This window comes from Mucilaginibacter sp. (genome assembly GCF_039935595.1).
GTDB lineage: Bacteria > Bacteroidota > Bacteroidia > Sphingobacteriales > Sphingobacteriaceae > Mucilaginibacter.
This window is the reverse complement of sequence record NZ_JBDTJZ010000174.1, coordinates 1-6,177: the sequence shown is the minus strand read 5'-3', so window position 1 is coordinate 6,177 and position 6,177 is coordinate 1. Positions and strand designations below refer to the sequence as shown.

The 6,177-nt window shown below is 41.4% G+C and carries 9 protein-coding genes; 1 reads left to right on the top strand and 8 read right to left on the bottom strand.

From position 1 onward, the window contains the following. Positions 1-79: 79 nt before the first annotated feature. The 4 genes from ABI367_RS12220 to ABI367_RS12205 all read right to left on the bottom strand — a co-directional run bounded on the left by ABI367_RS12220 (position 80) and on the right by ABI367_RS12205 (position 2,748). Positions 80-1,063, bottom strand: coding sequence for a M16 family metallopeptidase (locus tag ABI367_RS12220; protein ID WP_462230337.1), 984 nt, complete (start codon positions 1,061-1,063; stop codon positions 80-82). A 106-nt stretch (positions 1,064-1,169) separates the two neighbouring features. Next, positions 1,170-1,658 carry an RNA recognition motif domain-containing protein gene (locus ABI367_RS12215; protein ID WP_462230335.1) on the bottom strand — a complete coding sequence of 163 codons (489 nt, stop codon included), beginning with the start codon at positions 1,656-1,658 and terminating at the stop codon, positions 1,170-1,172. A gap of 160 nt (positions 1,659-1,818) precedes the next feature. Continuing rightward, on the bottom strand, positions 1,819-2,190 hold the full coding sequence (locus ABI367_RS12210) for a response regulator transcription factor (protein ID WP_462230333.1): 372 nt from the start codon (positions 2,188-2,190) through the stop codon (positions 1,819-1,821). A 234-nt stretch (positions 2,191-2,424) separates the two neighbouring features. Beyond that, positions 2,425-2,748 carry a YMGG-like glycine zipper-containing protein gene (locus ABI367_RS12205; RefSeq protein ID WP_462230331.1) on the bottom strand — a complete coding sequence of 108 codons (324 nt, stop codon included), beginning with the start codon at positions 2,746-2,748 and terminating at the stop codon, positions 2,425-2,427. Positions 2,749-2,963: 215 nt separating this feature from the next. Here ABI367_RS12205 and ABI367_RS12200 point away from each other — a divergent pair, with 215 nt between their 5' ends. Further along, the gene (locus ABI367_RS12200; protein WP_462230329.1) at positions 2,964-4,187 is read left to right on the top strand and encodes a multidrug effflux MFS transporter; all 1,224 of its coding nucleotides are present in this window, start codon (positions 2,964-2,966) and stop codon (positions 4,185-4,187) included. Position 4,188: 1 nt separating this feature from the next. Here the strand turns inward: ABI367_RS12200 and ABI367_RS12195 are convergent, their stop codons facing one another. From ABI367_RS12195 to ABI367_RS12180, 4 genes are all read right to left on the bottom strand, one after another. Continuing rightward, the gene (locus tag ABI367_RS12195) at positions 4,189-4,875 is read right to left on the bottom strand and encodes a ClpP family protease (protein ID WP_462230327.1); all 687 of its coding nucleotides are present in this window, start codon (positions 4,873-4,875) and stop codon (positions 4,189-4,191) included. A gap of 11 nt (positions 4,876-4,886) precedes the next feature. Continuing rightward, positions 4,887-5,159 carry a hypothetical protein gene (locus ABI367_RS12190; protein ID WP_462230325.1) on the bottom strand — a complete coding sequence of 91 codons (273 nt, stop codon included), beginning with the start codon at positions 5,157-5,159 and terminating at the stop codon, positions 4,887-4,889. Beyond that, positions 5,140-5,664: an RNA polymerase sigma factor gene (locus ABI367_RS12185; RefSeq protein ID WP_462230323.1), complete on the bottom strand. Its 525-nt coding sequence runs from the start codon at positions 5,662-5,664 to the stop codon at positions 5,140-5,142. Before ABI367_RS12185 ends, ABI367_RS12190 begins: the two co-directional genes overlap by 20 nt. A gap of 63 nt (positions 5,665-5,727) precedes the next feature. Further along, on the bottom strand, positions 5,728-6,132 hold the full coding sequence (locus ABI367_RS12180) for a hypothetical protein (protein WP_462230321.1): 405 nt from the start codon (positions 6,130-6,132) through the stop codon (positions 5,728-5,730). Between the last annotated feature and the right edge of the window lie 45 nt (positions 6,133-6,177).

The following is a 6,177-nucleotide window of genomic DNA, read 5'->3' as shown; positions in this document are numbered from 1 at the left end:
CTCGCCAATTAAATTAAGCATGCGTGCATCGCCGGTATTAGCCCCCGGAAAGCGGAAAGCCATAGTAACATTTTCAGGATTAGGTCCATACGTCGCGCTTTACGGGCGAGGTTATGGGTTTCTCGGGGTCGAATTTATAAGGAGGGATAGCCTTTTTTTGCATGTAATTAAAGTGCTGCGCCACTTTTTTTATCATTACATCCGGGTTAAAATCGCCAGATAGAATTATGCCCATATTGTTGGGCACATAGTAGGTATAGTAATACTGACGTATGGCATTTAATGAAGGGTTTTTTAAATCCTTTATGGTACCAATGGTGGTTTGCTTGCCATAATTGTTATTAGGGAAAATAGCCGCGAATAATGATTCAATAACCTTGCGGCTATCATTATCAAGCGTGCGGTTCTTTTCTTCATAAACAGCCTCCAGTTCGGTATGGAATATACGCAATACCGGCTTACGGAAACGCTCGGCCTGTAGGGTTAAATATTTATCGACGGCTGATGAGGGTATGTCATCGGTATAAACAGTTTGCTCAAACGAGGTAAAGGCATTGGTATTTTGCCCGCCCATGGAGGCCATCATTTTATCGTACTCATTGGCAATAGCATATTTTGAGGCTTCGCCCGATGTTTTGTCTATCTCTTTATAAATTTCCTTACGCTTGCCTTCATCAGTTGTAGAATTGTATTGCTCATACAGGGCGTCAATTTTATCAAGCAGGGGTTTTTCTTTGGCCCAGTTAAGTGTGCCATATTTATCAGTACCCTTAAACATCATGTGTTCCAGGTAGTGAGCCAGCCCTGTATGGTTGGCGGGATCTGTTTTGCTACCCGCTTTAACAGCTACATAAGCTTGTATGCGGGGCTGCTTAGGCGTAGGGCTCAATATTACAGTCAACCCGTTTTTTAAGGTATAAAAACGCGAATGGGTAGGGTCGCCGGTTACATATTTATAGGTATAGCCCCCTGAGGTGGCCGTTTTCCATACAAAGTTTTGGGCCTTTGTACTTACAGATGCCGTAAATATTAAAAAGCCAAGTAATAAGAGTTTTAGTTTCATGATGATGTATGATTTGAACCCTAAATATATCTAAAACCAATTAAACAAAAAAGCCGGTATAAGTTATACCAGCTTTTTTATATTGAATTTATATCGAAACAATGAATTAATAATCGTCTGATCCGCCTTTGCTTTTATAGTCGCGGTTGCCGCCACTATTACCACGGTCGCGGTAATTGCCGCCGCTATCGCCTTTATCTCTGTAGCTTCCCCTGTCATTGCCGCCACGATAACCGCCGCCGCTATTGCCGCTATCACGATAGTTACTGCCGCCGCCACTGTTTCCGCCGCGATAACCGCCGCCGCTGCCGCTACCACCACGGTACCCACCGCCGGCAGGCCTTTCGATGCGCTCTTTTTCTTTTGCCTGGCTCACGGCAATAGCTTTGTCTAAAATTTGTTTTTCGTTTAAGCCGGCAATAGCCGCGTTGGCCTGATCATCATCAGGCATTTCCACAAAAGCAAAGCATTTGCTTCGGCCGGTTTCCCGGTCCATAATTAAATTTACAGCGCTAACTTCGCCGTACGGGGCAAATAATTCGGCAATGTCAGCCTCCTTAAATTGATAAGGTAGTCTGGCTACAAAAATTTTCATCAGGTAAATGTTGTTAAATTAAATAATTAATGTGTTTGCAATTAAATAAAGAACAAGTTTTAGTTTATTCCTCCTTTAATCACTTTAAAATTAATCATTTACCAATTAACATACAATAGTATAATTAAGTAATTGGATAGCGGAGTTATTTATATAACAATTAGCAGGGCTTAGTGTTTAATAAACTATTTACTTTTTCAACCAGTTCGGTCAAATCAAATGGTTTATTAATAATAGCGTCGCATCCATAGGCAAACAAATCAGCCTGGTGATTAACATATGCCGAAAAAATAATAACAGGAGTATCGCCAAATTTGGGGTGCGCTTTAATTTGTCGGCATAATTCGCCGCCGTTGGTTCCCGCTACGCGGTAATCTAAAATAACCAAATCGGGGTTAAACTCTTCAACAAGGAACATCACTTCCATTCCATCGCCGGTGCTTTTTACATCAAACTGCTCATACGTGAGTGTTTCATGTACAATTTCAAGAATGTCCTGATTGTCGTCTAAAATTAAAATTCGCTTTAACATAGGTGTTGTTAATAAAACGTCGAAAAGGCGGTTTAATTATATTTAACTAGTAGAGGGGGCATATTTGATGAAACTACAGCAACCCTTTTCTGAATTATTAAGTCAAATATAAATATTTTTTAATAACTTTTTTAATAGTAATTTAATTTAATTATAACTAAAAAAATACACTCAAAATTATACAAAAAAGGCCATAATGATATCATTATGGCCTTTTTTAAAGTTTTAATATAATTATTGCTTGCGGTAAACATAGGCATTTGGATAATGCCCGTGTTTATGGTAATAAGCTTCGCGATAAGCCTCACGGCGTTTTTTCTCTTTGTGTTTACGGGTTTCGTTACCTATAACATAACCACCCCCGGCACCTATGGCACCGCCTATAAGGGCACCGCCCACATTATGGCCTATAAGGCCACCTACAACAGCGCCACCTGCGCCGCCAATTATAGCGCCCTTACCCTGATCGCTTATTTTATGGTCCTGTGCTTGTGCAAAATTACCGGCTGATAATATAAAAGTTATCAAAACACCGGTATAAAGAATTATTTTTTTCATAAGGCTCTTTTTTAGTAGTACAGGTATAACAAATACCAAGCCAATTGGTTTAAGGTCAATAAGAGCCATATATATAGTCCGTTTATAATTTTATAGCTAAAAAGCGTATGTTTTTGTAGGCAGTAACGTGTTGATAAAAATTACATTATTAACAGGCAAGGTTAAAACCAAAAAGCGACATTTGCCCCCTTAACGGGCCCCGCCCTTTTTGTTGCATGACTAAACAACGGTACTTTTTTACAGTTTTAATATTAGGCGCGCTTACCGCGCTGGGCCCTTTTTCTATTGATATGTACCTGCCAGGATTTCCGGCTATTGCCAAATCATTTCATATTACTACCGCGCAGGTATCTTTATCATTATCCAGTTTTTTTGTGGGGATATCAGTTGGGCAATTATTGTATGGCCCTTTGTTAGACAGGTATGGCCGCAAAAGGCCGCTTTATATAGGTTTGGTTTTATATATAGCAGCATCAATAGGTTGTTTTTTTGCCGCTGATATTGAAACCCTTATACTACTACGGTTTATACAGGCGGTAGGCAGCTGCGCTGCGGGTGTAGCCTCTATGGCCATGGTGCGCGATATTTTTCCGGTAGCGGATAATGCCAAAATATTTGCCTTGCTTATTCTCATATTAGGCGCGTCGCCTATGGTGGCGCCAACAGTTGGTGGCTACGTTACAGTTGTATGGGGATGGCACCTTATATTTATTATACTGGCGGCAATGGCTGTTTTGATATTGTTGGCGGTAATATTCGCTTTACCCGAAAGCCATAAGCCCGACCCAACGCATTCATTAAAACCGCTTCCTATTATCAACAGTTTTTTGGCGGTAATTAAAAATGCCCAGTTTTTTACCTACGCACTTACAGGTGCTTTTGCCTTTATGGGTCTGTTTGTTTATGTAGCCGGCTCGCCATTGGTGTTTATGGAAGTGTTTAAAACCGGCGCAAAAACCTACGGCTGGATATTCGCCGGGCTTTCAATAGGTTTTGTAGGCTCAAGCCAGGTAAATAATGTTTTACTTAGGTACTATAAAAGCGAACAGATCATTGGAGTTGCCATAGTAACACAGGTAATAACCACCATTTTATTTGTTTTGGCAACGTTAAACGGATGGTTGGGCCTGGGCGGTACTATTTGTATGATATTTATTGTACTAAGCTGTGTAGGTATTGCCAATCCCAATGCGTCGGCACTATCACTGGCTCCTTTCGAAAAAAACGCCGGTACGGCAGCAGCATTGTTGGGTGCAGCACAGTTGGGGTTAGGTGCGCTGGCATCATTAGGCATCAGCATTTTTAACAGCCAGAGCGCATTGCCTATGGCAGGTACGATGGCTGTTTCGGCTATTATCGCTTTAATTGTTTTGTTAACGGGCCGAAGGTTTATAAAAAGCCCTGCAAAGGCCGGGGCAAACGTAATTGCAGGGCATTAAGTTAGTTGCCTAATACTTCGTCAATAATTCCAAATTCTTTACCTTCTATAGCCGTCATCCAGTAATCGCGGTCAGATAAATCATGCACCTTTTGGTAATCCTGCCCGCTATGTTTGGTTATGATCTCGTATAGCTCTTTTTTTATTTTTAATACCTGGCGGGCGGTGATTTCTATGTCAGATGCCGGACCCTGTACGCCCCCTAAAGGCTGGTGCAGCATAATGCGCGAATGGTTAAGCGCAGCGCGTTTACCCGCCGCCCCGCCGCACAATAAAACAGCACCCATTGATAGCGCCATACCTGTGCAAATGGTAGCCACATCGGGCGTAATAAAGTGCATGGTATCATAAATGCCAAAACCTGCATACACCGAGCCACCCGGCGAATTGATATACAAATGTATATCCTTTTTGGCATCGGTTGATTGCAGGAACAGCAGTTGTGCCTGTATAATATTGGCTATATTATCATCAACTGCCGCGCCTAAAAATATGATGCGGTCCATCATCAGTCGCGAAAAAACATCCATCTGCGCTACACGCATTTCGCGCTCTTCGGTTATATAAGGCGTCATAGCATGAGGAATACTGCTTTTTTCAACGTGCGATATATACCTGTCTATACTTAAATTTGGGGCATAGTTATTCCCCACCGCAAATTTGCGGAACTCTTGTTGGTCAATTTTCATAAAATTTTAGATTATAGTTTTTTAAACAGCGCCATTATTTTTTGGCTAAAGCGGCTATGTTTAGTATGCGTAAATAACTGCTGGTGCACAGCCTCAATCTCTTGTTTAAGCTGCCGGCGACCATAGCTTTGTACAAGCATATACGTTTTTTGCTGCCATTGCATTTTATCAACCAACTCGGGGTTTAATAGTAAATGGGCCTCAAATACCAGTGCATCGCCATTACTCATGTTGTTGCCCAGGTAGTTATCTATCTGGGCGGGATTATTCCATGAAGTCGGCATAGGTCAGTGATTTTTGTTTAACGGTTTCTCTTACTTTTTCCAGGCACTTATATTTTTGTACGGTAACTGAGCGTACGCCCGAATAGCCAAACTGTTGGGCCAACTCTGCTGCGGGCGATTGGTCGTAATAAAAGCTTTTTAACAGATCCATGCACTTTTTGCCGGCCACAGCTAAAAAATTCAACAAGCGTTTATCGGCAGGGGTTTCAGCTTCGCTGGCGGGTATATCGATGCTATCAAGCGACACCTGCCTGTTATTTTCACGGTAACGTTGCAGCCACAAATTTTTTGATGTACCCACCATGTAGGCAATATCTTTTTCAGGCAGGGCTTGGGCCACCATTTTTTCGTAATAAATAATCAGCACATCCTGAAAAACATCTTTAGCTTCATCAGCTGTACCGCCCAGGCGGCTTATATATTTTGCAATGGCCGGGAACGCTGTTTTATACAACTGTATAAAAAGCTTTTGTCGCTGCTCAACCGAATGATATATATTACGCATACAAAGTTGTTTTATATAGATGTGTAATTAACCGGGTAATTATCACCTTTTATTTTAATTTTTTTATTGTTTAACAGCCGTTACCCGCGATCCGTCTGGCCCCAGCGTTTCAAACACAATTTCGCTATCGGTTAGCTTAGACACATAAAATGGGAACTCGCTGGTACGCCCACCCTCCAAAATTTCTTTATAGCGTATATTATTTACATCAACCCCAAAAGTGCCATGCGATAGTATTTTACCATTCCACCAAATGGTAAGCTCATTGTTTTTTGAAAACACGATAGAAGGGTGCTCCAGTTTTAATTTCCAGTCGGGATCGGTTGATGGGGGATTGGTGCCAGGGTTTTCTATTTTAACATATCTCCAATTGCCATAAAGCTTTTCGGGTGTAACGTCCCGCTTACAGGCTGTTAACAGCGTAATTGCAGCTATAAAAACAATTATAGGTTTGGATACGATAGTCATACTCCGAAATTAAGAAATTGTAATTGATAGGGCATAAAAAAACCG